The sequence below is a fragment of the Variovorax sp. GW458-11-26-14-LB1 genome, assembly GCF_059423965.1.
In genome coordinates this window covers 1-26,283 of the sequence record NZ_JBWKYW010000008.1, presented here as the reverse complement: position 1 = coordinate 26,283, position 26,283 = coordinate 1, and the positions used below count along the sequence as shown (strand labels likewise).

The following is a 26,283-nucleotide window of genomic DNA, read 5'->3' as shown; positions in this document are numbered from 1 at the left end:
AGTTTTGCCGTGTTGTTGACGCTGGTCATCGTCTATCTGCTGGTCACCATCGCCATCGGCCTGTATGCGGCCAAACGGGTGAAGAACACCACCGACTTCGCGATCGCGGGGCGGCACCTGCCGCTGTTCATGATCATCACGACCACCTTCGCGACCTGGTTCGGGTCCGAGACGGTGCTCGGCATCCCGGCCAAGTTCATCGAGGGTGGCCTCAGCGGCGTGGTCGAAGACCCGTTCGGCGCGGGCACCTGCCTGATCCTGGTGGGCCTGTTCTTCGCGGGCAAGCTGTACCGCATGACGCTCTTGACCATCAGCGACTACTACCGCGAGCGCTACGGCCGCAGCGTGGAAGTGGCCTGTTCGCTGATCATCATGCTGAGCTACCTGGGCTGGGTGTCGGCGCAGGTCACGGCGCTGGGGCTGGTGTTCAACGTGCTGTCGGCCGGCGCCATCAGCATCCCGCTGGGCATGGTGATCGGCGTGGTCTCGATCCTGGCCTACACGCTGTTCGGCGGCATGTGGTCGGTGGCCGTGACCGACTTCATCCAGATGATCATCCTGGTCGTCGGCCTCGCGGTCATCGCGATGTTCGCGGGCGACATGGCCGGCGGCGCCGACAAGGTGGTGGCCTTCGCGGTCAGCAAGGACCTCTTCAAGTTCTGGCCCGAGCCCAACTGGCACGACATGGTGTTCTTCTTCGCCGCGGCCATCACGATGATGCTGGGCTCCATTCCGCAGCAGGACGTGTTCCAGCGCGTGATGTCGGCCAACAGCGTCAAGGCCGCGACCCGCGGTCCGGTGATCGGCGGCGTGGCCTACATCCTGTTCGCCTTCGTGCCGATGTTCCTCGTGGCCAGCGCGCTGCTGATCATGCCGGAGGAGGTGGCTGTGCTGCTGAAGGAAGATCCGCAGAAGGTGCTGCCCACGCTGGTGCTGCAGAAGATGCCCTTCGTGATGCAGGTGCTGTTCTTCGGCGCGCTGCTGTCGGCCATCAAGTCGACCGCCTCGGCCACCCTGCTGGCGCCCAGCGTCACCTTCACCGAGAACATCTGGCGCCAGTTTCGTCCCGCCGGCACCGACCGCGAGAACCTGATGACCATGCGCATCACGGTGCTGCTGTTCAGCGCCGCCGTGCTGGCCTACGCGATCCGCATGCAGGGCACGCCGATCTACGAACTGGTCTCGGGCGCCTACCAGGTGCCGCTGGTCGGGGCCTTCGTGCCGCTGGTGTGCGGCCTGTACTGGCGCCGTGCCACCACCCAGGGCGCCATCGCCTCGATCGTGGGGGGCATCGGCGTCTGGCTGCTGTTCATGGCCATGCCTTGGGGTACCGCCTTCCCGGCCCAGCTGGCGGGCGTGCTGTCCTCGTTCGCGGGCATGGTTGTCGGCTCGCTGCTGCCGCAATGGATAGCGAACACTCACACGCCGCACCGCCTCCTGGCGACCGAGCCGGCCTGACGGCGGGCTGGGCCGCGCCCCACGGCCCCTGCGGGCGGGGGCGCCCCTATAATCGAGGGCTTTGCGAGCGGCAGCTGCGTCGCTCATTCCCACCCCGATTTCCCATGCCCATTTACGCCTACAAGTGCAGTTCCTGCGGCTTTGCCAAGGACGTTCTGCAGAAGATGTCGGACACGCCGCTCTCGGTGTGCCCGGAATGCGGTGCGAGCGCATTTGAAAAGCAGGTCACGGCCGCCGGCTTCCAGCTCAAGGGCTCGGGCTGGTACGTGACCGACTTCCGCGAGGGCGGCGGCAAGAAGTCCGAGGCCGCCACAGCGCCCGCTGCGTCCGGCGACGGTGCCAAGTCGGCCGATGCTTCTTCTTCGTCCCCCGCCTCCAGCCCCGCACCGGCGCCCGCTCCCGCGCCGGCCCCCGCTGCAACGGCTGCCGCCAAGAGCGGCGACTGACGGAACCCTCTCCCATGTCCGCCCTGCGCAAATGGTTGTTCTCCGGCTTGCTGGTGATCGTTCCGCTGTTCATCACCCTGGCGGTGCTGAAGTGGATCATCGACACGCTCGACCAGACGCTGTGGGTGCTGCCGGGCGCATGGCAGCGCTGGCTCTACGACAACAACATCCGCGGGCTCGGTGTGCTGCTCACGCTGGCCATCCTGCTGGTGGTCGGTGCCATTGCGAGCAACTTCGTCGGCAAGCGCCTGCTCGGCTGGGGCGACGCCGTGGTGCGCCGCATTCCGGTCGTGCGCTCGATCTACTCGAGCGTCAAGCAGGTGTCGGACACGCTGTTCTCCGAGAACGGCAACGCATTCCGCACGGCAGTGCTGATCCAGTGGCCGCGCGAGAGCGTGTGGACCATTGCCTTCGTGACCGGCGCGCCGGGCAACGAGGTAGCCGAGTACCTGGGCAGCGAGGAATTCCTCAGCGTCTACGTGCCGACCACGCCCAACCCCACGGGCGGCTACTTCGTCATGCTCAAGCGCAGTGACTGCGTCGAACTGAAGATGAGCGTGGACGAAGCGCTCAAGTACATCGTCTCGATGGGCGTGGTCGTTCCAGGCGGCCCCTCCTCGGTGGCGATCAAGCCATCCAACTCATAAAAACGAACGCGCCACGACGGCGCCGGAAGTCATCTCTATGGCCATGCGTACTCACTATTGCGGTCTTGTGACCGAAGCCCTGTTGGGCCAGACCGTCACCCTGTGCGGGTGGGTCAACCGTCGCCGCGACCACGGCGGCGTGATCTTCATCGACGTGCGCGACCGCGAAGGCTATGTGCAGGTGGTGTGCGACCCCGACCGCGCCTCGACCTTCGCCGTGGCCGAGAACCTGCGCAACGAGTTCTGCGTGCAGATCACCGGCCTGGTGCGCGCGCGCCCCGAAGGCACGACCAACGACAGCCTCAAGAGCGGCAAGATCGAAGTGCTGTGCCACGAACTGAAGGTGCTGAACCCGTCGGTCACGCCCCCGTTCCTGCTGGACGACGACAACCTGTCGGAAACCACCCGCCTCACGCACCGCGTGCTCGACCTGCGCCGCCCGGCCATGCAGCGCAACATGATGCTGCGCTACAAGGTGACGATGGAAACGCGCAAGTTCCTCGATGCCAACGGCTTCATCGACATCGAGACCCCGATGCTCGGCAAGTCCACGCCCGAAGGTGCGCGCGACTACCTCGTGCCCAGCCGCGTGCACGACGGCAGCTTCTTCGCGCTGCCGCAGTCGCCGCAGCTCTTCAAGCAGCTGCTGATGGTGGCCGGCTACGACCGCTACTACCAGATCGTGAAGTGCTTCCGCGACGAAGACCTGCGCGCCGACCGCCAGCCTGAATTCACGCAGATCGACATCGAGACCTCGTTCCTCGCCGAAGAGGAAATCCGCGAGATGTTCGAAGGCATGGTCCGCACCATGTTCCGCAACGCCGCGGACATCGACCTGCCGGTGTTCCCGACCATGAGCTACGCCGATGCGATGTTCAAGTACGGCTCGGACAAGCCCGACCTGCGCGTGAAGCTCGAATTCACCGAACTCACCGAGCTGATGAAGCGCGTCGAGTTCAAGGTGTTCTCGAACGCCGCCACCATGACCGGCGGCCGCGTCGTCGCACTGCGCGTGCCCGGCGGCGGTGCCGAAGGCGGCCTGTCGCGCGGCGAAATCGACGCCTACCAGGAGTTCGTGAAAATCTACGGTGCCAAGGGCCTGGCCTACATCAAGGTCAACGACGCAGCCGCCGGCCGCGAAGGCCTGCAAAGCCCGATCGTCAAGAACCTCGACGACGCCACGCTGGCCGAGATCATTGCCCGCACGGGTGCGCGCAACGGCGACATCCTGTTCTTCGGCGCCGACAAGGAAAAGGTCGTCAACGACGCCATCGGCGCGCTGCGCGTGAAGATCGGCCACAGCGCCTTCGGCAAGAAGGCCGGCCTCTTCGAGGACCGCTGGGCCCCGCTGTGGGTGGTCGACTTCCCGATGTTCGAGTTCGACGAGGAAGGCCAGCGCTGGAGCGCCGTGCACCACCCGTTCACCGCGCCGAAGGACGGCCATGAAGACCTCATGGACACCGCGCCCGAGAAGTGCATCGCCAAGGCCTACGACATGGTGCTCAACGGCATCGAGATGGGCGGCGGCTCGGTGCGTATCCACCGCGAGGAAGTGCAGAGCAAGGTGTTCCGCGCGCTGAAGATCAGCGCCGAAGACGCGCAGCTCAAGTTCGGCTTCCTGCTCGACGCGCTGCAGTACGGCGCGCCCCCGCACGGCGGCATCGCCATCGGCCTGGACCGCCTCGTCATGCTCATGACCGGCGCCGAGTCGATCCGCGACGTGATCGCCTTCCCCAAGACCCAGCGCGCGCAAGACCTGCTGACGCAGGCGCCGAGCCCGGTCGACGAGAAGCAACTGCGCGAACTGCACATCAAGCTGCGCAACACGCCCCAAGCCGCAGCCTGATGCCGGCATGACGACTGGCACCCGACCCTGGAAGATCCCCGAGTCGGTGCTGGTCGTGATCCACACGCCCGTGCTCGACGTGCTGCTGATCCGGCGCGCCGATGCCCACGAGTTCTGGCAATCGGTCACCGGCAGCAAGGACGCCCTCGACGAGCCGCTGGCGCTCACCGCGGCGCGCGAGGTGGCCGAGGAAACCGGCATCCAGTGCGGCGAGGGCACGCCGCTGGCGTCGCAGCTGGTCGACTGGCAACTGCGCAACGTCTACGAGATCTACCCCGGCTGGCGCGCGCGCTACGAACCCGGCATCACCCACAACACCGAGCACCTGTTCGGCCTGTGCGTGCCCGAGCGCCTGACACCCGGGCTCGATCCGCGCGAGCACACCGACTGGCAATGGCTGCCGTACCACGAGGCGGCGGACGCCTGCTTTTCCCCGTCGAACGCCGAAGCCATTCTGTTGCTGCCAGAATTTGCGCGATGAACCCACCGGCCGCCGCAGCAGCAGCAACGCAGAACCTCCGGGTCGCGACCTACAACATCCACAAGGGTGTGCAGGGGATCGGGCCGGCGCGTCGGCTCGAGATCCACAACCTGGGCCACGCCATCGAGCAGCTCGATGCCGACATCGTCTGCCTGCAGGAAGTGCGCAAGATGAACCGCCAGGCCGCGGCCCGCTTTCCGCGCTGGCCCGAGCTGCCGCAGGCCGACTTTCTGGCGCCCGAGGGCTACACGGCCGTCTACGAGACCAACGCCGTCACGCGCCACGGCGAGCACGGCAACGCGTTGCTCACGCGCTGGCCGGTGATTCGCACCGGTCACCAGGACATCTCCGACCACCGCTTCGAGCAGCGCGGCCTGCTGCATGCCGTGATCGACATCGAAGGGCGCCGGGTGCACGCCATCGTGGTGCACCTGGGGCTCATCAAGGGCAGCCGCGTGCGGCAGGTGGCCCGGCTGCGCGAGTTCATCGAGCGCGAGGTGCCGGCCGACGAGGCCGTGGTGGTGGCCGGCGACTTCAACGACTGGGGCGCGCGCATGCGCTACGCCATGAACGCCATGGGCCTGCGCGACACCAGCGACCTGCGCGGCCCGCGCACGCTCACATACCCCTCGCGCCTGCCCGTGACGCAGCTCGATTTCGTCTATGGCCGCCAGCTCGAACCGCTGGCCTGCAACGTGCCGCGCGGCCCGATCTGGGCCCGCATGTCCGACCACCTTCCGCTGGTAGCCGACTTCGCGCTACCTAATTGATAGCATTGCTCCGAGAAGGGGCGGGCGTTGCAGCCCGAATCCCCTGGGGCCATTCACTGGTACGATCCCCGCCATGCTGAGGAAAACCGACGTCGAACCGCTTCCCGATCGAAAAGACGATGACGAGGGCACCCCCGTCTCCGTCAAGATCCGCGAGCGACTGAATGCAGCGCGCAAGCGTTTCAACGCCAACGACAACATCGCCGAGTTCATCCAGCCGGGCGAACTGGAGTCGCTGCTCGACGAGGTCGAGGTCAAGATGAAGGGCGTGCTCGAGAGCCTGGTCATCGACGTCGAGAACGACCACAACACCGACAACACCGCGCGCCGCGTGGCCAAGATGTACCTCAACGAGGTGTTCCGCGGCCGCTATGTGCCGGCACCTCCGCTCACCGAGTTTCCCAACGCCGAGCACCTGAACGAGCTGATGATCGTCGGCCCGATCACCGTGCGCAGCGCCTGCTCGCACCACTTCTGCCCGATCATCGGCAAGCTGTGGATCGGCGTGATGCCCAACGAGCACACCAACGTGATCGGCCTGTCCAAGTACGCACGCCTGGCCGAATGGGTCATGGGCCGTCCGCAGATCCAGGAAGAAGCCGTGGTGCAGCTGGCCGACCTGATCCAGGAAAAGACGCAGCCCGACGGCCTCGCACTGGTCATGGAGGCCGAGCACTTCTGCATGGCCTGGCGCGGCGTGAAGGAAATGGACAGCAAGATGATCAACTCCGTCATGCGCGGCGTGTTCCTGAAAGACCCGAGCCTGCGCCGCGAATTCCTGTCTCTCCTGCCAAGAAAGAGCTGAGCCATGCTGGTCCGACTTCTCTATGCCAGTCGCGCCGTCGATACCAGCCCCGAGGCCATCGAGGCGATCCTCGCGAAATCGCGCACGCACAATCCGGCCTGCGGCATCACCGGCATCCTCTGCTACGGTGCCGGCACCTTCCTGCAGGCCATCGAGGGTGGGCGCGACGCCATCAGCGACCTCTACGGCCACATCCAGCGCGATCCGCGCCACAAGGACGTGGTGCTGCTGCACTACGAGGAAATCTCCGAGCGCCGCTTCGGTGGCTGGACGATGGGGCAGGTCAACCTCTCCAAGCTCAACGCCTCGACGCTGCTGAAGTACTCCGAGAAGCCCGAACTCGACCCCTACAAGGTCTCGGGCAAGGTCTCGCTCGCGCTGCTCGAAGAACTGATGGCCACCGCGGCCATCGTCGGCCGCCACTGATCCCGGTTCGACCGGGGTGCCCCTTTCCGCTTTCGCACTGATCCTGCTGGCTGGCGTCATCCACGCCAGCTGGAACATCGCCGCCAAGAAGGCGAACGGCGATTCGCGCTTCGCGTTCCAGAGCGGCGTGTTCATGGCCGTGGTGTGGGCGCCCGTGGGCATCACGCTCGGCTGGAGCGTCGTGCCGACCTGGGGCACGAAGGAGTGGGCCTTCATCGTGCTGAGCGGCGTGCTGCACGTCTTCTATTACGTCGTGCTGCTGCGCGGCTACCGCAAGTCGGACCTCACGGTGGTCTACCCGCTGGCGCGTGGCTCGGGGCCGCTGCTGTCGTCGCTGGTCGCGATCCTGTTCCTGGGCGAGAAGATCAGCCTTGTCGGCGTGGCCGGCATCTTCGGCGTGGTGCTCGGCGTGTTCCTGGTGGCCGGCGGCCCGCGCCTCTTTCACAAGAAGCATGACCCGGTGCAGCGCGAGCGCGTACAGAAGGGCATGCGCTACGGCGTGCTGACCGGCGCCTTCATCGCGGCCTACACGGTCACCGACAGCTACGCCGTCAAGTTCCTCGCCATGTCGCCGATCCTGCTCGACTACATGAGCAACTTCGTGCGCCTCGTGCTGCTGCTGCCCGCCGCGCTGCAGGACCGCGCGACCACCGCGCGCATGTGGCGTGAGCAGTGGAAGTACGCGCTGCTGGTGGCGGCGATCAGCCCCGTCTCGTACGTGCTGGTGCTGTACGCGGTGCAGCAGGCGCCCATCTCGCACGTCGCGCCGGCGCGCGAGGTGTCGATGCTGTTCGCCGCGCTGATCGGCGGGCACCTGCTGCGCGAAGGCGATCGCATGCTGCGGCTGCTGGGCGCGCTGTTCATCGCGGCCGGCGTGATCGCCCTCGCACTGGGTTGACCGAAGGCGGGCGATGCTCTTCGGCTGCGATTTCTCGAGCGCACCGACCGCCCGCAAACCCATCGTCGTGGCCGTCGGTGAACTGGCCGGCACGGACGCCGTCACGCTGACCGGCCTGCGCCGCTTCGCCACGCTCGACGCCTGGGGCCAGTGGCTCGACAGCAGCACGCCCGCCTGGGTCGGCGGGTTCGACTTTCCCTTCGGCCTGCCACGCGAACTGGTCGAGCACCTGCAGTGGCCGACCGCATGGGACGCGCTGATCGCCCACTACGCCGGCCTGAGCCGCACCGAGATCCGCGACACCTTCGCCGCCTTCTGCGCGGCGCGTCCGGTCGGCGGCAAGTTCGCGCACCGTGCGACCGACGCGCCGGCCGGCTCGAGCCCGTCGATGAAGTGGGTGAACCCGCCCGTCGCCTACATGCTGCATGCCGGCGTGCCGCGCCTGCTCGCCGTCGGCGCCACCTTGCCGGGCCTGCACACGGGCGCGCACAAGGAGCGCATCGCGCTGGAGGCGTATCCCGGCCTGCTGGCCCGCGAGCTGATCGGCCGGCGCAGCTACAAGAGCGACGACCTCGCGCGCCAGTCGCCCGAACGCGAAGCCGCGCGCGCCGACCTGCTGGCCGCGCTGGAAGCCGGGCGCACGCGGCTCGGCCTGCGCCTTCAACTCACGGTCGCGCAGCGCGACGTGCTGCGCGCCGACGCCAAGGGCGACGAACTCGACGCGGTGCTGTGCCTGCTGCAGGCCGCCTGGGCCCGCCAGCGCGCCGGCAGCGCCGGTCCGGGCTACGGATTGCCGGGGTCCATGGACCCGCTCGAAGGCTGGATCGTCAGCGCCTGAGCCGCCTGCCGTCGCTTGCTTGTCCTACAGCGCTTCGGGCCTGCGGCGACACCCGGGCGCGGGCGGCGGGGACTAGATTGACTGGCGTGGACCAAGCCGGTCCATGCACCCATTCCGACCGCAGGAGGATTTCCCATGACAACGTCGAACCGTTCCCTCGCTCCCTTTGCCACCTCGCGCACCTGGCTCGCCGTGCTCGCCGCCGGCGCCGCGCTGACCCTGGCCGCCTGCGACAAGCCGGGCAACCAGACGGCCGGCGAGAAGCTCGACAGCGCCGTCGCCAAGACCGAGCAGGCGGCCTCCGATGCCAAGGCCAAGACCGAACAGGCCGCGGCCGACGCCAAGACCGGCATGGCCGGTGCCACCGCCGATGTGAAGGAAGCCGCCAAGGACGCCACCGCCGCTGTGACCGCCACGGTCGACGATGCCGCGATCACCGCCTCGGTCTCGGCCGGCCTGGCCAAGGACCCGGACCTGAGCGCGATCAAGATCGACGTCGACACCAAGGGCGGCGCCGTGAGCCTCAAGGGCCCGGCACCGACGGCCGCCGCCAAGTCGCGCGCCGAGGAGATCGCCAAGGCCGTGCAGGGCGTGAAGTCGGTGAACAACCAGCTCGAAGTGAAGGGCTGATCGGCCCTTCCGCCGCGCCCAGCAAAAAGCCCGGTTCGACCGGGCTTTTTCTTGTCTGTGTGCAGCAGGCGTGCAGGTCAGGGCGGGTCTTGCCGAGGCGGCCGCCCAGGCTTCTGCAGCAGCGTGTTGACCAGGTCGGCCACGTCGGAGGTCTTGAGCACCGCCGCGATCACGGCCGTGGCCGAGAGCAGCCGCCAGGGCCGCACGAGCACCAGCAGCGAGCCCGTGGCGGCCGCGGCGGCCATGAGCTTGACGGGCTCGGTGCGAGCGTAGTGTTCGAGCAGGGGGCGGGCCAGCTGGCCCGCCGCGTGCGCGGGATGGCGGCGCCACCAGCGCTGCACCACGCCGCGCGCCATCGCGCTCCAGACGTTGTGGCGGCGCCCTGGCGAGGCGGGTGGCGCATCGCCGGCGTCGGTGTGTGCGTATTCGAGATCGTCGTCGGCGTCACCGGCAGCCAAGGCGCGATGGGGCGCCGGTGCGTCGGGCTCGCCGTTCAGTTGCCGCACGAGCGCGCGGCGAGAAAGGGCCAGCCGCTGTTGCGGCGTCAGCTGCGCTGCGGCAGGGCGGCGGGGGTCATGGCTGCTCATGGCGGGCTCCGGCGGCATGCAGCGCGTCGAGGTCCGCGGCCAGCTGGGCGCGCAGATCGTCGAAGCCGTAGTTCGGACTCGGGCGGGTGGCGATCCAGGTGCAGATCGCCGCGATGACCACCGCCACGGCAGGCACGGCCACCAGCACCCAGTGGAAGCTGCCGTGCAGCACGCCGAGCAGCACGGCCACGCCGATCAGCCCGAGGGCGAGCACGGCGGTGGCCACGGCCAGGACGCCCGCGACCAGTCGGGCAACCAGGCCGCGCCCCGCCACGGCACTCTCCTGCCGGACAAGGGCTGCGTAGTTGGCGATGTGATCGGCAATGAGCTCCGGGTGCCCGAGCACCGTCGAGAAGATCGGATGAAGCATGTGCGAGGGTGGTCGGGCGGGGTCGGTCGGTCAGTGGCGATGCAACGGATCAGTAGTCGTCGCGGTTGCGGCGGCTGGCCAGCACGATCAGCGCCGTGATGGCGGCGCCGGCAGCGGCGGCCAGCAGCACCGAGCGCACGGGCTGGTCGGAGATGTAGCGGCCGGTCACGTCGGCGGCCTGTTCGATGCGGCGGTGCGCGCGGGCGCTGGTGGTCGAAGCGGCGTCGAGACCGCGCTGCACGGCTTGCTGCACGCGTGCGGCCAACTGCTCGACACCCGGTTCGGCGTCGCGGCGCAGTTCGCGGACCTTTTCGCCCGCCGCATTCACCGCGTTCTGAGCGTAGGCGCGGGTGGTTTCGGCCGCCTCCTGGGCGGTCTGGCGCACGTCGTCAGCGAGTTGCGAAGGGGTCTTGGTCGTGTTCATGGGAGAGTCCTTTCCGGGAAGATGAAATGCGGGAGCCTATGGATCGTAACTACGCTACTTGCGTCGTAGCAAGCCGGCCAGGAAGCTGGCGATGGCGAGCACGGCAAAGATGATGAAAAGGACCTTGGCGATCCCCACCGCGCTGGCGGCAATGCCACCGAAGCCGAACACGGCAGCGATGAGTGCGATGACCAGAAATACCACGGCGTAGTGCAGCATGCGGAACTCCTTCGAGGCTTCCCTCTTTGTGGTTTGAAACCATGCATCCGGGCGCATCGCTGAAGACGCGGCCCGGTGCCGGATGACACAGGACCCACCTTAAGGGCAGGGCCGCATCGGCCCTGTCAGCGACCGGGGCGGGGGTGCGTAGGAGGCGACCGAGTCGCCGCAGGCCCGGGGCGTGAAGAAATGCCAGCGCCTGCGTCAGGCGCTGCGCGGCGCCGGCGTGTCGGGGCTCGCCGTCGTGCCGGTCTGCGGTGCCGGCTTCACCACCGGCAGCATCGCGGTGAGCCGCGTACCCTGGCCGGGCGCCGAGGTGATGGTGAGCTTGCCGCGCGCCGCCTCGACCCGGTGGCGCATGCCCGCCAGGCCGTGCGTCGACGGGCGCATGCGCTGCGCGTCGAAGCCCTTGCCGTTGTCGGCGACTTCCACGATCACGTGGTTGGCGTAGTTCTTCAGCACGATGGTGGCTTCGCTCGCCTCGGCGTACTTGCCGATGTTGGTCAGGCTCTCCTGCACCATGCGGTAGATCGTGAGCTGGCGCGATTCGTCCATGGTCACGGGCTCCAGCGCCATCTCGATCTCCAGGCCCGAGCGCTCTCCGAACTCGCGCCCCAGGATTTCAAGCGAGGCGACCAGCCCGAGGTTGGAGAGCGACGAAGGCCGCAGGTCCTCGATGATGCGGCGCTTCAGCGCGATGCCGCTGTTGAGCAGCTCGGTCAGATGCTGCAGCCGCTGGATCGCGTCGGGCGAGTCGGCCAGGCGCGACTTCAGCCGCGCCACGTCGAGCTTGGCGGCCGTGAGCAGCGAGCCCAGTTCGTCGTGCAGTTCGCGCGCCAGGTAGCCGCGCTCGGTCTCGCGCACGTCCTGCAGGTGGGTGGCGAGTTCGGCCAGCGAGGCGGTGCGCTCGCGCACCTCGTCTTCGAGGGCGTTGCGTTCGCGTTGCAGCGCCTCCTGCTGGCGCTCGCCCACCGAGCGCAGCGCGTGCGTCTGGCGCAGGTACAGGAAGAAGGCGATCAGCGCCGCGAGCGCCACGATGCCGGTGCCGACGCGCGCCAGCTGCAGCGACTTCATCACCTGCAGCTGGCCGGCCTGCAGCGTCGCGTTGCTGGTCTTCACCAGCTCGTTGGCCGTGGCGCGGATGGCTTCCATCTCCTCGCGGCCGACGTCGGTGGTCATGACGAACTTCCAGGCGTCCTCGTTGCCCTCGTGGCGCAGCCGCACGCTCATGTCCATCTCGGCGATCTTGCGCAGCACGTGCTTGGACAGCTCGGACAGCTGGGTGCGCTCGGCCGGGCGTTCGGCGTACAGCTGGCGCAGCGTGGCCAGGTTGCCGTCCACCTGCTTGACCGCGATGTCGTAGGGCTGGCGGTAGGCGGCTTCACCCGTGAGCAGGAAGCCGCGCTGGCCGGTTTCGGCGTCCAGCATGTTCTGCAGGATCTGGTTGAGCGTGCCGCGGATCTGCTGCGCCTCGTCGATGTCCGCCAGGGCGCGGCTCGATTGCCGGTATCCTGCCTCGTTGATGCCCACGAGGGCCAATGCGGCCAGTGCCGCGAGCAACAGGCTCACGGCCATTTTTTGGGGGGCTAACCAGTGCATGACACCCTTAGGGTCGCATTCAATGCAACTTCGTGAATAATTGATAACAATCAGGGACCGGCATGCTGCGGCTTCCAAAGCTGCGGCACAACGACGAAAGTAACAGATGATCAAAATTGGAATTGTGGACGACCACGCCATCGTGCGATCGGGCCTCCGGCAGTTCTTCTCCGAGCACGTGGACCTGCGCGTGGCGGGCGAGGCAGCGAGCGGCCGTGAAGCCATCGAGCTGGTACGCACCACCGAACTGGACGTGCTGGTGATGGATCTCTCCATGCCGGGACAAAGTGGTATCGATGCACTCGCCATGATCCGCGCCAAGGCGCCGGACGTGGGCATCCTGATCCTCAGCGGCTACCCCGAGGAGCACTACGCGATGAACCTGATCCGTCAGGGCGCCAGCGGCTACCTCAACAAGGAGTGCGATCCGATCGAGATCGTGAACGCCATTCGCACCATCTCGCTGGGCCGGCGCTACATCACGCCCGCTGTGGCCGAACTGCTGGCCCGCCAGCTCGACCGCAAGGACGACGCCGCGCCGCACGAGCAGCTCTCGGAGCGCGAGTTCCAGGTGTTCCTGAAGCTGGCCAAGGGCGAGACCGCTGGCGACATCGCCAAGACGCTGTCGCTGTCGGTGAAGACGGTGAGCACCTACCGCACGCGGCTGATGGAGAAGATGAACCTGTCCTCCAACAGCGACCTGACCTACTACGCGCTGAAGAACAAGCTCATCGATTGAGCTGCGCCTAGGCATCGCCGGGCGCGGACCGCAGCGCGGCGGCCTGGCGGATGCAGAAGTCGACCAGTGCGTCGATCTCGTTCGACTTGTCGAACACCGCGTCGACCCCGAACTCGGCGCAGCGGCGCCGGATGTCGGGCGTCGCATAGTTGCTGAGCACCACCACCTTCTGGCCGGGCTTGCGCGACTGGCAGGCCTGCAGGATGCCCAGGCCACTCCCCTGCTTGAGAAAGAGATCGACGATGGCCAGGTGCCACTCGTCGGCGTGGTCGCGCAGCCAGTCGCGCGCGTGCTGCTCGGTTTCCGCAAAGCCGACGACCGTGGTGCAGGTGAGCTCTTCCAGAGTGCCGATGAGGTTTTCACGGATCGTGGGGTTGTCTTCGACAACGTAGGTCTGCAATCTGGAATCCATGCCGAACCGCGCTTCCTCTGAGGTGGGCAGGTGCTCGTGTCCAAGCGCCCTGCGGAGGAGAGAGCCTGCCCATGGACATTGAGGCTTTCCCGCAGCGGATCATGCAGGGTTCAAGGGCCGCGCGTTGTAGGCGGGTTCTGACGCATGTGCAGGCGGCTGTCTCCACGCCGCCTCGCGCCCGCCCGTAGGCCAAGCCGCACGGGGTCTGCGGCCCGCCGCCGACCCGGTTCGGGCGCGCATCCGGGTAAGAATCGAGCATGGCAACCCAATCCCTTCGCACCCGGCCGCGCTGGCAGAAGCTGCTGGCGGCCTTCGTGCTGCTGGTCGCCGTCCTGCTGACCGCGTTCGCGCTCCTCGTGGCCTTCTTTCCGTGGGACACGCTGCGCAAGCCGCTCAACCGCTTCGTGAGCGAGAAGACCGGGCGCAAGTTCGAGATCACCCGCCGGCTCGACGTGGACCTGGGCTGGAAGGCCGCCACCATCCACGTCGACGGCATCGAGTTCGCCAACCCCGACTGGGCGCGCGATCCCTACCTGGTGAAGGCCGAGCGCGCGAGCTTCGAGATCCGCCTGTGGCCGCTGATCGACAAGCGGGTGGTCATTCCGAGCCTGGCGCTGACCGCGCCCACCGTCGGCCTGCAGATGGAACCCGACGGGCGCCGCACCTGGGCCTTCGGCAAGGACACCTCCGACACCGGCACCGTGCCCACCATCGGCCTGATCCAGGTCGACAAGGGCGCCGTCGACTTCCTGGCCACGCACCTGGGCGTCGACGTGCACGCCGACCTGGACTACGACAGCACCCGCGGCGAGCTGCCGCTGCACTACCGCATCAAGGGCCGCTACAAGGGCCAGCCGCTCACGGCCGACGGGCGCACCGGCAACGTGCTGCAGATCAACGCCGCGGGCGCGCCGCCGTTCCCGCTCGAGATCAATGCCGCCGCCGGCCAGACGAAGCTGAAGGCCAGCGGCACCGTGGCCCAGCTCGCAGGCTTCGACGGCATCGACGCCACGTTCCAGATCAAGGGCCAGACGCTGAGCGCGCTGTACCCGCTGCTGGGCATCGTGCTGCCGCAGACCCCGCCCTATGCGCTGAGCGGCGGCCTGCGCAAGCGCGGCAAGCTCTGGGAGGCGGCGGGGCTCAACGGCCGGCTGGGCCTGTCGGACATCGGCGGCGACATGGCCTTCGACCAAGCCGGCAAGGTGCCGCGCCTGTCGGGCACGCTGCGCTCGCGCGTGATGGACATGGACGACCTCGGCCCGCTGATCGGCCTGCCGCCCACGGCGCGTTCCGCCAACGCGGTGGAGGGCGTGGCGCCGGTCGCCTCGGCCCAGCCCAAGCGACCGCCCGGCGGCAAGGTGCTGCCCACCACGCCCTTCGACTTCGGTCGGCTGCACGCCATGAACGCCGACGTGGCCTACACGGCCGAGCGCATCCGCAATGTGCGCGAAGTGCCGCTGGACCGCGGCAGCGTCAAGATCCGGCTGACCGACGGCGTGCTGTCGCTCGACCCGCTGGACCTGGGCGTGGCCAACGGCAAGCTCGTGGGCGCGATCCGCATCGACGCCACCAAGACGCCGGCCGACATCCGCGCCTCGCTCGACGTGCGCGGGCTGCGGCTGGCCCGGCTCATTCCCAAGCTCGAGAACTCGGGCAACAGCGTCGGCCGGCTCGACGGGCGCATCAACCTGTCGGGCGCGGGCAATTCGGTGGCCAGCTGGCTGGGCGGCGCGTCGGGCGACATGGCGGTGCTGTCGGGGCGCGGCCAGTTCGGCAACCTGATGCCGGTGTTCGCGACGCTGGTGGGTGGCGACATCCTGAAGTTCCTGCTGCGCGGCGACCGCGACGTCGAGCTGCGCTGCGCCGCGCTGGCCTTCGACGTGAACAAGGGCGTGATGAACGGGCGCACGCTGGTGCTGGACACCACCAACGCCGTCTTCACCGCCACCGGCCAGGCCAACCTCGCGACCGAGTCGCTGGACTTCGTGATCCGGCCCGAGCCCAAGAGCGCGAGCTTCCTGTCGCTTCGCACGCCGCTGGTCGTGAGCGGCACCTTCGGCGCGCCCAAGGGCGGCGTCGAGATCGGGCCGCTGGCCGGCCGCGGTCTGGCGGCGCTGGCGCTCGGCGCCATCAACCCGCTGCTGGCGCTGGCCGCGACCATCGAGACCGGCCCTGGCGAGAACGCCGACTGCACGGGCGTGCTGGCACTGGCGAACCGGCCCACGGCCGGGGCCGCCGCGCGCGGTGCGGCGCGGGCCAAGGGGGCTCGCCAGCCTTAACGAAAGAAAGAAGAGGGCAGGCGGGCGCTCAGGCGCCGGTCTGGGGCCGCTGCGCGCAGACGCTGCAGTGCGGGTCGCGCGAGACGCGCAGGGTGTCGAAGCCCGTGCTGCGCCCGTCGAACATCAGCAGTTTGCCCGCCAGCGACGGCCCGATGCCGGCCAGCAGCTTGAGCGCCTCGCTGGCCTGCAGCGTGCCGATGGTTCCGACGACCGGGCCGAACACGCCGAGCACCGCGCAGCGGGTTTCCTCGAAGCTGGCCTCGGGCGGGAACAGGCAGGCGTAGCAGGGGCAGGCGGCGTCGCGCGTGTCGTACACGCTCAGCTGGCCGTCGAAACGGATCGCCGCGCCCGCCACCAGCGGCTTGGCGTGCGCCACGCAGGCGCGGTTCACGGCCTGCCGGGTGGCGAAGTTGTCGCAGCAGTCGACCACCACGTCGGCCTCGGCCACGAGCCGCGACAGCAGCGCCTCGTCGGCGCGCACGGCGTGGGTCTCGATGGCGATGCCGGGGTTGATGTCGCGCATGGCCTGCGCGGCCGATGCGACCTTGGGCTGGCCCACCCGCGCCTGGGTGTGGGCGACCTGCCGCTGCAGGTTGGTGAGATCGACCTCGTCGTCGTCGACCAGCACGATGTGGCCGACTCCCGCTGCCGCGAGGTACAGGGCCACCGGCGAGCCCAGCCCGCCGGCGCCGATGACGAGCACCTGCCCGGCACTGACGCGCGCCTGGCCGTCGATGCCGAATTCTTCGAGGAGGATGTGCCGCGAATAGCGCAGCAGGTCGTGATCGTCCATGCGCGCCTGCCTGGGCCTGTGCGGGGGAGGGGAAAACGCCGGTGGCGCGAACCGCACGGTGCGTGCGGCCCGCTCGCCGGGATCAGTTTTCCTTCTTCTCGTCCTTGTTGTCGACGATGACCTGCGTCTTGCTGACGAGCACCGGCTGGCCCTTCAGGCGGTTGAGCGCCTGCACCAGCGGGAAGTCCTTGTCGGTGCCGAACTCGGGCACCTTGCGGTCCTGCGGCGGCTTCTTGGCTTCTTCCTCGAGGCGCTTGCGGGCTTCGTCGCGGGCCTTTTCACGCTCGGGGTCCTTCACCTCGGGGCCCTGGCCGCTGGCCAGGTGCTTCTCGAGGTCGGCCTCGCGCATGCGCAGGGCGGCGAAGGGGCTGCCCTCGGCGCTTTCGTCGACCAGCACGTTGGGCACGATGCCCTTGGCCTGGATCGAGGTGCCGCTGGGCGTGTAGTAGCGCGCGGTGGTGATCTTCAGGCCGGTGTCCGGGCCGAGCGGGCGCACCGTCTGCACCGAGCCCTTGCCGAAGGTCTGGCTGCCCATGATGGTGGCGCGCTTGTGGTCCTGCAGTGCGCCGGCCACGATCTCGCTGGCCGAGGCCGAGCCTTCGTTCACCAGCACCACCAGCGGCACGTTCTTGAGCGCTGCCGGCAGGTTGCGCAGCGGGTCGCTGCCCGAACGGCGCTGGTAGTACTCGGGCGCCGCCTTGTAGATCGACTTGCTTTCGGCCAGCTGGCCGTCGGTGGTGACCACCGTGACGTTCTCGGGCAGGAAGGCCGCCGACACCGCCACCGCCGCGTCGAGCAGGCCGCCCGGATCGTTGCGCAGGTCGAGCACCAGGCCCTTGAGGTTCGGGTCTTCCTTGTAGAGCTCCTCGATCTTCTTGACGAAGTCGTCGACCGTGCGCTCCTGGAACTGCGACAGGCGGATCCAGCCGTAGCCCGGCTCGATCATCTTGCCGCGCACCGACTGGGTACGGATTTCCTCGCGCGTGATCGTGACCGGGAAGGTGCGGCTCTCGTCCTTGCGGAAGATGGTCAGCAGCACCTTGGTGTTGGCCTCGCCGCGCATGCGCTTGACGGCTTCGTTCAGCGACAGGCCGCGCACGGCGGTGTCGTCGATCTTGGTGATCAGGTCGTTCGGCTTCAAGCCGGCGCGGAAGGCCGGCGAGCCCTCGATGGGCGAGACGACCTTGATGAGGCCGTCTTCCTGCGAGATCTCGATGCCCACGCCGACGAAGCGGCCCGTGGTGCCCTCTCGGAATTCCTTGAAGGACTTCTTGTCGAAGTACTGCGAGTGCGGATCGAGCCCGGCGACCATGCCCGAGATGGCGTCCGAGATGAGTTTCTTCTCGTCGACCGCCTCGACATAGTCGCTCTTGACCATCCCGAAGACGGCCGCGAGCTGCTGCAACTCCTCGAGCGGGAGCGGCGCGAGCGAACCCCGCGCGACCGTCTGCAGCGAGACGGTGGTCAGGACGCCAGCAACGGCGCCGGCGGCGACCCAGCCGGTGATCTTCAGTTTCTGGCCCATCATGAGTGAAATGTCCTGTATGTCGACGGCTGTCGAACCAATATACACAGCTTGGAAGCAAATTGCCTGCCGGGGTTCCACGGAGGAACCGGCAGGCGGGGTTTTCTTCTTTTGCTTACGTCTTCAGCCCTTGCCCTGCGAAGCCACCGCGGCGGCGGCCTTTTCGGCGGCCGCGGCATCGCCCAGGTAGTAGTGGCGCAGGGGCTTGAGGTCGTCGTCCAGCTCGTACACGAGCGGGATGCCGTTCGGGATGTTCAGGCCGACGATGGCGTCGTCCGAGATGCCGTCCAGGTACTTCACCAGCGCGCGGATCGAGTTGCCGTGCGCGGCCACGACCAGGCGGCGGCCGGTGCGGATGGCCGGGGCCATCGATTCGTTCCAGAACGGCAGCACGCGCGCCACCGTGTCCTTCAGGCATTCGGTCAGCGGGATCTGCTCGGGCGACAGCTTGGCGTAGCGCACGTCGGAGCGCTCGCTGCGCGGGTCGTCCGCTTCCAGCGGCGGCGGCGGGGTGCTGTAGCTGCGGCGCCAGACCAGCACCTGCTCGTCGCCGTACTTCTTGGCCGTTTCGGCCTTGTTCAGGCCCTGCAGGCCGCCGTAGTGGCGTTCGTTCAGGCGCCAGGAGTGCACCACGGGCAGCCAGGTGCGGTCGAGTTCGTCGAGCGTGTGCCAGAGGGTGCGGGTGGCGCGCTTGAGCACGCTGGTGTAGGCCACGTCGAAGTCGTAGCCCTCGGCCTTGAGCAGCCGGCCGGCCTGCTTGGCCTGCTCGACGCCGGTTTCGGTCAGGTCGACGTCGGTCCAGCCGGTGAAGCGGTTTTCGAGGTTCCAGGTCGATTCGCCGTGGCGGATCAGTACCAGTTTGTGCATGTCGGAGGCCTTTGGCAGCGCGTGGGAAAACCAGCATTCTAAAATCCCGGGTTTGCCATCCAAGGAACCCCCGTGAAATTGATCGAATTCGTCACCGCGAACTGGATGCTGATCCTGATGGCGCTCACTTCGGGCGGCATGCTGGCCTGGCCGATGCTCCGGGGTGCGGGCGGCGGCACGCTCACGGCCCAGGGCGCCGTGCAGCTCATCAACCGCGAACGCGCGGTGCTGGTCGACGTGCGCGAACCCGAAGAATTCGCGACCGGCCACATGATCGGCGCCAAGAACGTGCCCTTGAACCTGCTGGACGAGAAGCTGGCCAGCACGGTCAAGAACAAGAACGTGCCGCTGCTGCTGGTGTGCGCCACCGGCGCCCGCGCACAGCGCGCCGTGGCCACGGCCAAGAAGCTCGGCTACGAGCAGGCCCAAGCCGTCGCTGGCGGGCTCAAGGCCTGGAAAGAGGCTAACCTGCCGGTTGAAAAAGCCTGATCGTTCCCAAGGTAGAGCGCATGCAAGCCGTCAAGATGTACACCACCGCCGTCTGCCCGTACTGCACGCGTGCAAAGCAGATCCTCAAGGCCAAGGGCGTCGAGCAGATCGAAGAGATCCGCATCGACACCGACCCGCAAGCCCGCACCACCATGATGGAGATCACCCAGCGCCGCACGGTGCCGCAGATCTTCATCGGCGACACCCACGTGGGCGGCTGCGACGACCTCATGGCCCTGGACAGCCGCGGCGGCCTCGTTCCGTTGCTGCAAGGCGCCTGAAGCCCACGGCGGCCGGGCGTCACGAAAGTGCGCGGGCCGTCGGGCGATAATCGTTTGTTCCCTCATCTGCAGCCCGCTGCGGGACCCTCTCCCCGGCGGGCATTGTTTTGATCCTCGAAAGTTCAGCCATGGCCGACCAGCAAGCCCAAGATCCCGTGTTCCAGATCCAGCGCGTCTACCTCAAGGACCTGTCGCTCGAACAACCCAACTCGCCCGCGATCCTGCTGGAGCAGACGCAACCCACCGTCGACATCCAGCTCGGCGTGGACGCCCAGCCCGTGGCCGACGGCATCTTCGAGATCACCGTGTCGGCCACCGTGCAGACCAAGATCGAAGACCGCACCGTGTTCCTGGTCGAAGCCAAGCAAGCCGGCATCTTCGAGATCCGCAACCTGCCGGAAGACCAGATGGGCCCGATCCTGGGCATCGCCTGCCCGCAGATCGTCTACCCGTACCTGCGCGGCAACGTGGCCGACGTGATCCAGCGCGGCGGCTTCCCGCCCGTGCACCTGGCCGAAATCAACTTCCAGGCCATGTACGAGCAGCAGCAAGCCCAGGCCGCCGGCCAGGCTGCCCCCACCCTGGCCCAGTAAACCGGCCGCACGACGCCGCCAGCGCACGATGAAGATCTGCGTTCATGGCGCCGGTGCCTGGGGCACGGCCGTCGCAGTCAACGCGGCGGCCCGCCACGAGGTCACGCTGTGGGCGCGCGATGCCGCCCAGGCCGACGCCATGTCGGCCGCGCGTGAAAACACCCGCTACCTTCCCGGGCTGGCCCTGCCGGCCTCGCTGGCCGTGCGCGCGGGCGACATCGCCCAGGCGCAGGCCGGGGCCGACCTCGTCATCGTCGCCACGCCCATGGCCGCGCTGCGCGACCAGCTGATCGCCCTGCGCGGCACCAGCGCCCAGGTGGCGTGGCTGTGCAAGGGCGTCGAGCCCGCGCTCGACAGCACCTCTCCCACCGCCTACGGCCTGCTCGCCCACGAGATCTGGGCGCAGGTCGCCCCTGAACTGAAGGCGGGCGTGCTCAGCGGCCCCAGCTTTGCGCAGGAGGTCGCCGAAGGGCGCCCGACCGCGCTGGTGGCCGCCAGCCCGCACGCCAGCGTGCGCGATGCGCTGGTCGACGCCTTCCATGGCCCGGCCCTGCGCGTGTACGCCAACGACGACATCGTCGGTGTCGAAGTCGGCGGCGCCGTGAAGAACGTGCTCGCCATCGCCACCGGGCTGTGCGACGGCCTCGCGCTCGGGCTCAACGCCCGCGCGGCGCTGATCACCCGCGGCCTGGCCGAGATGACCCGCTTCGGCCTGGCGCTCGGCGCCCGCGCCGACACCTTCATGGGCCTGTCGGGCCTGGGCGACCTCGTGCTGACCGCCACCGGCGACCTGTCGCGCAACCGCAAGGTCGGGCTGCTGCTGGCCCAGGGCCGCACGCTGGCGCAGGCCGTCGATTCGCTGGGCCACGTGGCCGAGGGCGTGTATTGCGCCCGCACCGTGGTGCAGCGCGCGCGCGGCCTGGGCATCGAGATGCCCATCGCCGAAGGCGTGGTCGCGCTGCTCGACGGCCAGGTGAGCCCGCGCGACGCCGTGGCGGCGCTGACCGGGCGCGACCCGGTGCCCGAGTCGGTGCAGCCGCCCGCCGGCCCGGCCTCGCGCCATTCCTCCTGAAGAAGATTAGAGATTCCAGAGACATGAGCCCTCGCTTTGATTTCTCGGCGTCGGCCGTCGCCGCGCTGGCCGAGTCCGACGTCGCCCGCGCCCTGCAGGAAGACGTCGCCGACGGCGACCTGACCGCCTCGCTGGTCGACGCTTCCCGCACCGCCCATGCCCGCGTGCTCGCGCGCGAAACCGCCGTGGTGTGCGGCGCGCCCTGGGTCGAGGCCACCGTGCGGCGGCTCGATCCGCAGGCGCGCATCACCTGGCTGTGCGCCGAGGGCCAGCGCTGCGCCGCCGACCAGCCCGTGCTCGAAATCGAAGGCGGCGCCCGCGCGCTGCTGACGGCCGAGCGCACCGCGCTCAACTTCCTGCAGCTGCTGAGCGCCGTCGCCACCAAGACCGCGCTGTACGCCGACGCCGTGAAGGGCACCCGTGCCCGCATCGTCGACACCCGCAAGACCCTGCCGGGCCTGCGCCTGGCGCAGAAGTACGCCGTGCGCACCGGCGGCGGGCTGAACCACCGCATCGGCCTGTACGACGCGGTGCTCATCAAGGAAAACCACATCGCCGCGGCCGGTGGCGTGGCCGCCGCCCTGCGCGCGGTGGCGCCCGTGGCCGCGCAGGCCGCCTTTGTCGAGGTCGAAGTCGAGACCCTGGCCCAGCTGCAGGAAGCGCTGGACGCCGGCGCCCGCATGGTGCTGCTCGACAACATGGACCTGCCCACGCTGCGCGAGGCCGTGCGCCTGAACGACGCCGTGGGCGAGGGCCGCAAGGCCGTGCTCGAGATCTCGGGCGGCGTCACGCTCGACGGCCTGCGTGCCCTGGCCGAGACCGGTGTCGACCGGATCTCGATCGGCGCGTTGACCAAGGACGTGAAGGCCATCGACTACTCGATGCGCTTCCTGACCCACTGAACCGCCATGACGACCGCTTCCGTCATCGATGTCGACTACGAACAGCCCGCGCAAGGCGCGGTCTGCGACACGCGCCACGCCTGGGCCCGCGTGCCCCCCGAGCCTTCGCCCGACGAGCGCATTGCGCTGAAGGAGCGCATCCGCCGCCTGCTGCGCGAGCGCAACGCGGTGATGGTGTCGCACTTCTACGTGCACCCCGACCTGCAGGACCTGGCCGAGGAAACCGGCGGCATCGTGAGCGATTCGCTCGAAATGGCGCGCTTCGGCCGCGACCACGCCGCCACCACACTGGTGGTGTCGGGCGTGCGCTTCATGGGCGAGACCTCGAAGATCCTCTCGCCCGAAAAGCGCGTGCTGATGCCCGACCTGGACGCCAACTGCTCGCTCGACCTGGGCTGCCCGGTCGACGCGTTCAGTGCCTTCTGCGACGAGCATCCCGACCGCACCGTGGTGGTCTACGCCAATACCAGCGCGGCCGTGAAGGCGCGCGCCGACTGGCTCGTCACCTCCAGCTGCGCGCTCGACGTGGTGAACGCGCTGCACGCGGCCGGCCAGAAAATCCTCTGGGGCCCCGACCGCCACCTGGGCGACTACATCCGCCGCCAGACCGGCGCCGACATGGTCAGCTGGAACGGCGCCTGCATCGTGCACGACGAATTCAAGGCGCTCGAGCTCGAGCTGCTCATGAAGGAGCACCCGAAGGCCAAGGTGCTGGTGCACCCCGAGTCGCCCTCGGACGTGATCGCGCTGGCGCATGCGGTGGGCTCCACCTCGGCGATCCTGAACGCGGCGCAGCGCTTCGACGCGACCGAGTTCATCGTCGCGACCGACACCGGCATGCTGCACAAGCTGCGCACGCTGAACCCCGGCAAGACCTTCATCGAAGCGCCCACGGCGGGCAACGGCGGCACCTGCAAGAGCTGCGCGCACTGCCCGTGGATGGCGATGAACGGGCTGGTCGAACTGGCGAATGCACTGGAGACCGGCGCGGGCGAGATCCACGTCGATCCGGCGCTGGGCGTGCGCGCGCGCGTGCCGATCGACCGCATGCTGGCGTTCACCGCCGGGCTGAAGAACGGCCAGGCGCCGGGCAGCCTGGTGGCCGGCATCGGCGCCGCCTGACGGGCGGCTAGAACTCCACCGTACAGCTGTCGCCCAGCGCCTCGCGCCACACGCGCACGCGCGCCAGCGACGGCCGCAGGTCGGGCAGTGCGTCGGCGATGAACACGCACAGGTTCTCCAGCGTCGGCGGATGCAGCCCCGGCACGTCGTCCAGCAGGTGGTGGTCGAGCTGCTCGCGCACGTCCTCGAGCCGGCGGCGCAGCAGGCCCAGGTCGATCACCATGCCCGTCACCGGGTCGCGCTCGCCCGCCAGCCACACCTCCGCGTGGTAGGTGTGGCCATGAATACGGCGGCTGCCTTCAACCTCGATCTCGCGTTTGAGCGTGTGGGCGGCGTCGAAGAAGAAGCGTTGGCTGATGGTGAAGCGCATCGTCAAAAAAGAAACTCGAAACTGAAAGGGGCCGCCGCGTCAGCGGATGCCCGTGATCTTGTGGGTCTGCACGCTCAGGCGCCACACCGGCTGCTTCATGCATTCGGCGATGCACAGCTCGGTGTTGGCGAGCCGGTCGGGCCCGTCCATCGGCTGCAGGAAGCGGTGCGTGAATTCGCCCGTGCGCGCCATCGCATCGAGGTCGATGCCGGCCTGCGGCCACACCAGCTTCAGCTCCTGGCCGCGCTGCTGCACCCACGGCGCGCCGGCCTTGGGGCTGATGCACAGCCAGTCGATGCCCGCGGGTGCGGCGACCGTGCCGTTGCTCTCGACCGCGATGCGGAAGTGCCGCGCGTGCAGCGCATCGACCAGCGCCGCATCGACCTGCAGCAGCGGCTCGCCGCCCGTGAGCACGACCAGCCGGTGCGCGGTGTCACCGGCGGGCCATTGCGCGGCGATGGTGTCGGCGAGTTGGTCGGCGCTCTTGAACTTGCCGCCCAGCGTGCCGTCGGTGCCGACGAAGTCGGTGTCGCAGAAACGGCAGACGGCCGTGTCGCGGTCTTCCTCGCGGCCGGTCCAGAGGTTGCAGCCGGCGAAGCGGCAGAACACGGCCGGCATGCCGGCCTGGCCGCCTTCGCCTTGCAGCGTGTAGAAGATTTCCTTGACGCTGTAGGTCATGCCGAAAGAGGAGTGTCGATTTCGAGGTTGTCGATGAGCCGCGTGCTGCCCAGCCGCGCGGCGGCCAGGGCCACGAGCGCATCGCCGGGTTGCGGCGCCTGCAGGTCGGCGCGGCGGCGCAACACCACGTAGTCGGGCTGCCAGCCGCGCTGCGCGAGCGACTGCATGGCGCGCGCCTCGAGGGCGGCCACGTCGCGCTCGCCGGCGCGCACGGCCTCGGCCATGGCCCGCAATGCCTTCGACAGCTGCACGGCCTCGGCGCGTTCGGTGGCGCTCAGGTAGCCGTTGCGCGACGAGAGCGCCAGGCCGTCGTCGGCGCGGAAGGTCTCGCCGCCGACGATCTCGATCGGCAGCGCGAACTGCCGCACCATGTGGCGGATCATCATGAGTTGCTGGTAGTCCTTCTTGCCGAACACGGCCACGCGCGGCTGCACGCACTGGAACAGCTTCATCACCACCGTGCACACGCCGATGAAGAAGCCCGGGCGGAAGTGCCCTTCGAGCAGGTCGGCCAGTGCCGGGTCGGGGTGCACCTTGCAGGTCTGGGGCTCGGGGTAGAGCGCCTTCTCGTCGGGCGCGAACAGCACGTCGCAACCGGCGGCGCGCAGCTTCTCGCAGTCGCTGTCCCAGGTGCGCGGGTAGGTGTCGAAGTCCTCGTGCGGCAGGAACTGCAGGCGGTTCACGAAGATGCTGGCCACCGTGGCGTCGCCCAGCGGCTTGGCCTGGCGCACGAGCGCGAGGTGGCCCTCGTGCAGGTTGCCCATGGTGGGCACGAAGGCGGGGCGTTGGCTGGAAGACAGGTGCTGGCGCAGTTCGTCGATGGTCTTGGCGATGTACATGGTCGGTGTCCTTCTGTGCTTACCAGGCGTGGAGGCGGTCGTCGGGGAAGCTGCCGTTCTTCACGGCCTGCATGTAGGCCTGCAGCGCGGGCAGCACGCCCGGCGCGTCGGCCATGAAGTTGCGCACGAACTTCGGCATCTTCCCGAGGTTGATGCCCAGCATGTCGTGCAGCACGAGCACCTGGCCCGCGGTGCCCTTGCCGGCGCCGATGCCGATGGTGGCGCAGTGTTTCAGCTCCGTGGTGAGTTCGGCGGCCAGCGCGGCCGGCACCATCTCGAGCACCAGCATGGCGGCGCCCGCATCCTGCAGCGCGTGGGCCTGCTGCTTGAGCAGCGCGCCGGCGGTGTCGCCCTTGCCCTGCACGCGGTAGCCGCCGAGCGCATGCACGGTCTGCGGCGTCAGGCCCAGGTGGGCGCACACGGGAATGCCGCGCTCGACCAGGAAGCGCACCGTTTCGGTGGTCCAGCCGCCGCCTTCGAGCTTGACCATGTGCGCGCCGGCCTGCATCAGCACGGTGGCGCTGGCCAGGGCCTGCTCGCGCGACTCCTGGTAACTGCCGAAGGGCAGGTCGGCGATCAGCCAGGTCGTGCCCTGCACGCGGCGCAGGCCGCGCGAGACGCTGTCGGTGTGATAGCGCATGGCTTCCAGGCTCACGCCCACGGTGCTGTTCAGGCCCTGGCAGACCATGCCCAGCGAGTCACCGACCAGCAGGCAGTCGATGCCGGCCGCGTCGGCCATGGCTGCGAAGGTGGCGTCGTAGGCGGTGAGCATGGCGATCTTCTCGCCGCGCGCATGCATGTCGGCCAGTCGCGGCAGGCTCACGGGCTTGCGCTGCGCCAGGGGCGAGGCGGGCGGCAGCGTGCCGTAGGGCGAGGCG

Annotated in this window: 32 protein-coding genes; 19 read left to right on the top strand and 13 right to left on the bottom strand. The window is 68.7% G+C overall.

Annotated elements, in window-relative coordinates; translation table 11 throughout:
- Positions 1-9 precede the first annotated feature (9 nt).
- The 11 genes from AC07YS_RS08000 (at position 10) to AC07YS_RS07950 (ending at position 9,245) form a co-directional block, all read left to right on the top strand.
- Complete coding sequence (locus AC07YS_RS08000; protein WP_493194558.1) at positions 10-1,458, top strand: high affinity choline transporter 1; 1,449 nt, start codon at positions 10-12, stop codon at positions 1,456-1,458.
- Between the two features lie 104 nt (positions 1,459-1,562).
- Positions 1,563-1,904, top strand: a complete 342-nt coding sequence (locus tag AC07YS_RS07995; protein ID WP_062477042.1) for an FmdB family zinc ribbon protein — start codon at positions 1,563-1,565, stop codon at positions 1,902-1,904.
- A 14-nt stretch (positions 1,905-1,918) separates the two neighbouring features.
- Positions 1,919-2,551 (top strand): DUF502 domain-containing protein, encoded by a 633-nt coding sequence (locus tag AC07YS_RS07990; protein WP_062477045.1) that lies wholly within the window; start codon positions 1,919-1,921, stop codon positions 2,549-2,551.
- A 37-nt stretch (positions 2,552-2,588) separates the two neighbouring features.
- Complete coding sequence (gene aspS, locus AC07YS_RS07985) at positions 2,589-4,397, top strand: aspartate--tRNA ligase (protein ID WP_495270052.1); 1,809 nt, start codon at positions 2,589-2,591, stop codon at positions 4,395-4,397.
- 7 nt (positions 4,398-4,404) lie between these two features.
- Positions 4,405-4,878 carry a dihydroneopterin triphosphate diphosphatase gene (gene nudB, locus AC07YS_RS07980; protein WP_495270051.1) on the top strand — a complete coding sequence of 158 codons (474 nt, stop codon included), beginning with the start codon at positions 4,405-4,407 and terminating at the stop codon, positions 4,876-4,878.
- A complete protein-coding gene (locus AC07YS_RS07975; protein ID WP_070063590.1) occupies positions 4,875-5,648 on the top strand; it encodes an endonuclease/exonuclease/phosphatase family protein in 774 nt (257 codons plus the stop codon). The genes nudB and AC07YS_RS07975 overlap by 4 nt, the downstream gene beginning before the upstream one ends.
- A gap of 73 nt (positions 5,649-5,721) precedes the next feature.
- On the top strand, positions 5,722-6,453 hold the full coding sequence (gene folE, locus AC07YS_RS07970) for a GTP cyclohydrolase I (RefSeq protein WP_062477056.1): 732 nt from the start codon (positions 5,722-5,724) through the stop codon (positions 6,451-6,453).
- 3 nt (positions 6,454-6,456) lie between these two features.
- Entirely contained in the window at positions 6,457-6,879 is a 423-nt protein-coding gene (locus AC07YS_RS07965) for a BLUF domain-containing protein (protein WP_062477059.1), read from the top strand.
- Between the two features lie 16 nt (positions 6,880-6,895).
- Positions 6,896-7,777, top strand: a complete 882-nt coding sequence (locus AC07YS_RS07960) for a DMT family transporter (RefSeq protein ID WP_070063589.1) — start codon at positions 6,896-6,898, stop codon at positions 7,775-7,777.
- Positions 7,778-7,790: 13 nt separating this feature from the next.
- On the top strand, positions 7,791-8,615 hold the full coding sequence (locus AC07YS_RS07955; RefSeq protein WP_495270050.1) for a DUF429 domain-containing protein: 825 nt from the start codon (positions 7,791-7,793) through the stop codon (positions 8,613-8,615).
- 135 nt (positions 8,616-8,750) lie between these two features.
- Positions 8,751-9,245: a BON domain-containing protein gene (locus AC07YS_RS07950; protein WP_062477068.1), complete on the top strand. Its 495-nt coding sequence runs from the start codon at positions 8,751-8,753 to the stop codon at positions 9,243-9,245.
- Positions 9,246-9,322: 77 nt separating this feature from the next.
- Here AC07YS_RS07950 and AC07YS_RS07945 read toward each other — a convergent pair whose 3' ends face one another.
- From AC07YS_RS07945 to AC07YS_RS07925, 5 genes are all read right to left on the bottom strand, one after another.
- Positions 9,323-9,832 (bottom strand): hypothetical protein, encoded by a 510-nt coding sequence (locus AC07YS_RS07945; protein WP_495270049.1) that lies wholly within the window; start codon positions 9,830-9,832, stop codon positions 9,323-9,325.
- The gene (locus AC07YS_RS07940) at positions 9,819-10,202 is read right to left on the bottom strand and encodes a hypothetical protein (protein WP_062477071.1); all 384 of its coding nucleotides are present in this window, start codon (positions 10,200-10,202) and stop codon (positions 9,819-9,821) included. Before AC07YS_RS07940 ends, AC07YS_RS07945 begins: the two co-directional genes overlap by 14 nt.
- A gap of 49 nt (positions 10,203-10,251) precedes the next feature.
- Positions 10,252-10,626: a hypothetical protein gene (locus AC07YS_RS07935; protein ID WP_062477074.1), complete on the bottom strand. Its 375-nt coding sequence runs from the start codon at positions 10,624-10,626 to the stop codon at positions 10,252-10,254.
- A gap of 54 nt (positions 10,627-10,680) precedes the next feature.
- Positions 10,681-10,845: a DUF1328 domain-containing protein gene (locus AC07YS_RS07930; protein ID WP_070063586.1), complete on the bottom strand. Its 165-nt coding sequence runs from the start codon at positions 10,843-10,845 to the stop codon at positions 10,681-10,683.
- A gap of 204 nt (positions 10,846-11,049) precedes the next feature.
- Positions 11,050-12,420: a CHASE3 domain-containing protein gene (locus tag AC07YS_RS07925; RefSeq protein WP_495270048.1), complete on the bottom strand. Its 1,371-nt coding sequence runs from the start codon at positions 12,418-12,420 to the stop codon at positions 11,050-11,052.
- A 130-nt stretch (positions 12,421-12,550) separates the two neighbouring features.
- Between AC07YS_RS07925 and AC07YS_RS07920 the strand changes: the two genes are divergently transcribed.
- Positions 12,551-13,183, top strand: coding sequence for a response regulator (locus tag AC07YS_RS07920; RefSeq protein WP_007837167.1), 633 nt, complete (start codon positions 12,551-12,553; stop codon positions 13,181-13,183).
- A 7-nt stretch (positions 13,184-13,190) separates the two neighbouring features.
- On the opposite strand, the gene AC07YS_RS07915 is transcribed toward AC07YS_RS07920, so the two are convergent.
- Positions 13,191-13,595, bottom strand: coding sequence for a response regulator (locus tag AC07YS_RS07915; RefSeq protein WP_095743933.1), 405 nt, complete (start codon positions 13,593-13,595; stop codon positions 13,191-13,193).
- A 257-nt stretch (positions 13,596-13,852) separates the two neighbouring features.
- Here AC07YS_RS07915 and AC07YS_RS07910 point away from each other — a divergent pair, with 257 nt between their 5' ends.
- The gene (locus AC07YS_RS07910) at positions 13,853-15,874 is read left to right on the top strand and encodes an AsmA family protein (protein ID WP_495270047.1); all 2,022 of its coding nucleotides are present in this window, start codon (positions 13,853-13,855) and stop codon (positions 15,872-15,874) included.
- A gap of 28 nt (positions 15,875-15,902) precedes the next feature.
- On the opposite strand, the gene AC07YS_RS07905 is transcribed toward AC07YS_RS07910, so the two are convergent.
- The 3 genes from AC07YS_RS07905 to gpmA all read right to left on the bottom strand — a co-directional run bounded on the left by AC07YS_RS07905 (position 15,903) and on the right by gpmA (position 19,059).
- Positions 15,903-16,667: a HesA/MoeB/ThiF family protein gene (locus AC07YS_RS07905; protein ID WP_495270046.1), complete on the bottom strand. Its 765-nt coding sequence runs from the start codon at positions 16,665-16,667 to the stop codon at positions 15,903-15,905.
- A gap of 82 nt (positions 16,668-16,749) precedes the next feature.
- Positions 16,750-18,192 (bottom strand): S41 family peptidase, encoded by a 1,443-nt coding sequence (locus AC07YS_RS07900; protein ID WP_062477129.1) that lies wholly within the window; start codon positions 18,190-18,192, stop codon positions 16,750-16,752.
- A gap of 123 nt (positions 18,193-18,315) precedes the next feature.
- Entirely contained in the window at positions 18,316-19,059 is a 744-nt protein-coding gene (gpmA, locus tag AC07YS_RS07895) for a 2,3-diphosphoglycerate-dependent phosphoglycerate mutase (RefSeq protein WP_013543140.1), read from the bottom strand.
- A 105-nt stretch (positions 19,060-19,164) separates the two neighbouring features.
- On the opposite strand from gpmA, the gene AC07YS_RS07890 reads away from it, so the two are divergent.
- The 6 genes from AC07YS_RS07890 (at position 19,165) to nadA (ending at position 23,518) form a co-directional block, all read left to right on the top strand.
- The gene (locus tag AC07YS_RS07890) at positions 19,165-19,548 is read left to right on the top strand and encodes a rhodanese-like domain-containing protein (protein ID WP_370681259.1); all 384 of its coding nucleotides are present in this window, start codon (positions 19,165-19,167) and stop codon (positions 19,546-19,548) included.
- 20 nt (positions 19,549-19,568) lie between these two features.
- Complete coding sequence (gene grxC / locus AC07YS_RS07885) at positions 19,569-19,829, top strand: glutaredoxin 3 (RefSeq protein ID WP_062477087.1); 261 nt, start codon at positions 19,569-19,571, stop codon at positions 19,827-19,829.
- A gap of 128 nt (positions 19,830-19,957) precedes the next feature.
- The gene (secB, locus tag AC07YS_RS07880; RefSeq protein ID WP_056578332.1) at positions 19,958-20,422 is read left to right on the top strand and encodes a protein-export chaperone SecB; all 465 of its coding nucleotides are present in this window, start codon (positions 19,958-19,960) and stop codon (positions 20,420-20,422) included.
- A gap of 28 nt (positions 20,423-20,450) precedes the next feature.
- On the top strand, positions 20,451-21,494 hold the full coding sequence (locus AC07YS_RS07875) for an NAD(P)H-dependent glycerol-3-phosphate dehydrogenase (protein WP_495270045.1): 1,044 nt from the start codon (positions 20,451-20,453) through the stop codon (positions 21,492-21,494).
- 23 nt (positions 21,495-21,517) lie between these two features.
- Positions 21,518-22,396: a carboxylating nicotinate-nucleotide diphosphorylase gene (gene nadC, locus AC07YS_RS07870; protein ID WP_495270044.1), complete on the top strand. Its 879-nt coding sequence runs from the start codon at positions 21,518-21,520 to the stop codon at positions 22,394-22,396.
- Positions 22,397-22,402: 6 nt separating this feature from the next.
- Entirely contained in the window at positions 22,403-23,518 is a 1,116-nt protein-coding gene (gene nadA, locus AC07YS_RS07865) for a quinolinate synthase NadA (RefSeq protein WP_390346122.1), read from the top strand.
- Positions 23,519-23,525: 7 nt separating this feature from the next.
- Here nadA and AC07YS_RS07860 read toward each other — a convergent pair whose 3' ends face one another.
- The 4 genes from AC07YS_RS07860 to panB form a co-directional block, all read right to left on the bottom strand.
- Positions 23,526-23,888, bottom strand: a complete 363-nt coding sequence (locus AC07YS_RS07860; RefSeq protein ID WP_062477101.1) for a 6-carboxytetrahydropterin synthase — start codon at positions 23,886-23,888, stop codon at positions 23,526-23,528.
- Between the two features lie 39 nt (positions 23,889-23,927).
- Positions 23,928-24,566 (bottom strand): 7-carboxy-7-deazaguanine synthase, encoded by a 639-nt coding sequence (queE, locus tag AC07YS_RS07855; RefSeq protein ID WP_307637119.1) that lies wholly within the window; start codon positions 24,564-24,566, stop codon positions 23,928-23,930.
- Entirely contained in the window at positions 24,563-25,405 is an 843-nt protein-coding gene (gene panC / locus AC07YS_RS07850; protein ID WP_495270043.1) for a pantoate--beta-alanine ligase, read from the bottom strand. Before panC ends, queE begins: the two co-directional genes overlap by 4 nt.
- Positions 25,406-25,424: 19 nt before the next feature.
- On the bottom strand, positions 25,425-26,283 hold an 859-nt coding region (gene panB / locus AC07YS_RS07845), incomplete at its 5' end, for a 3-methyl-2-oxobutanoate hydroxymethyltransferase (RefSeq protein WP_495270042.1).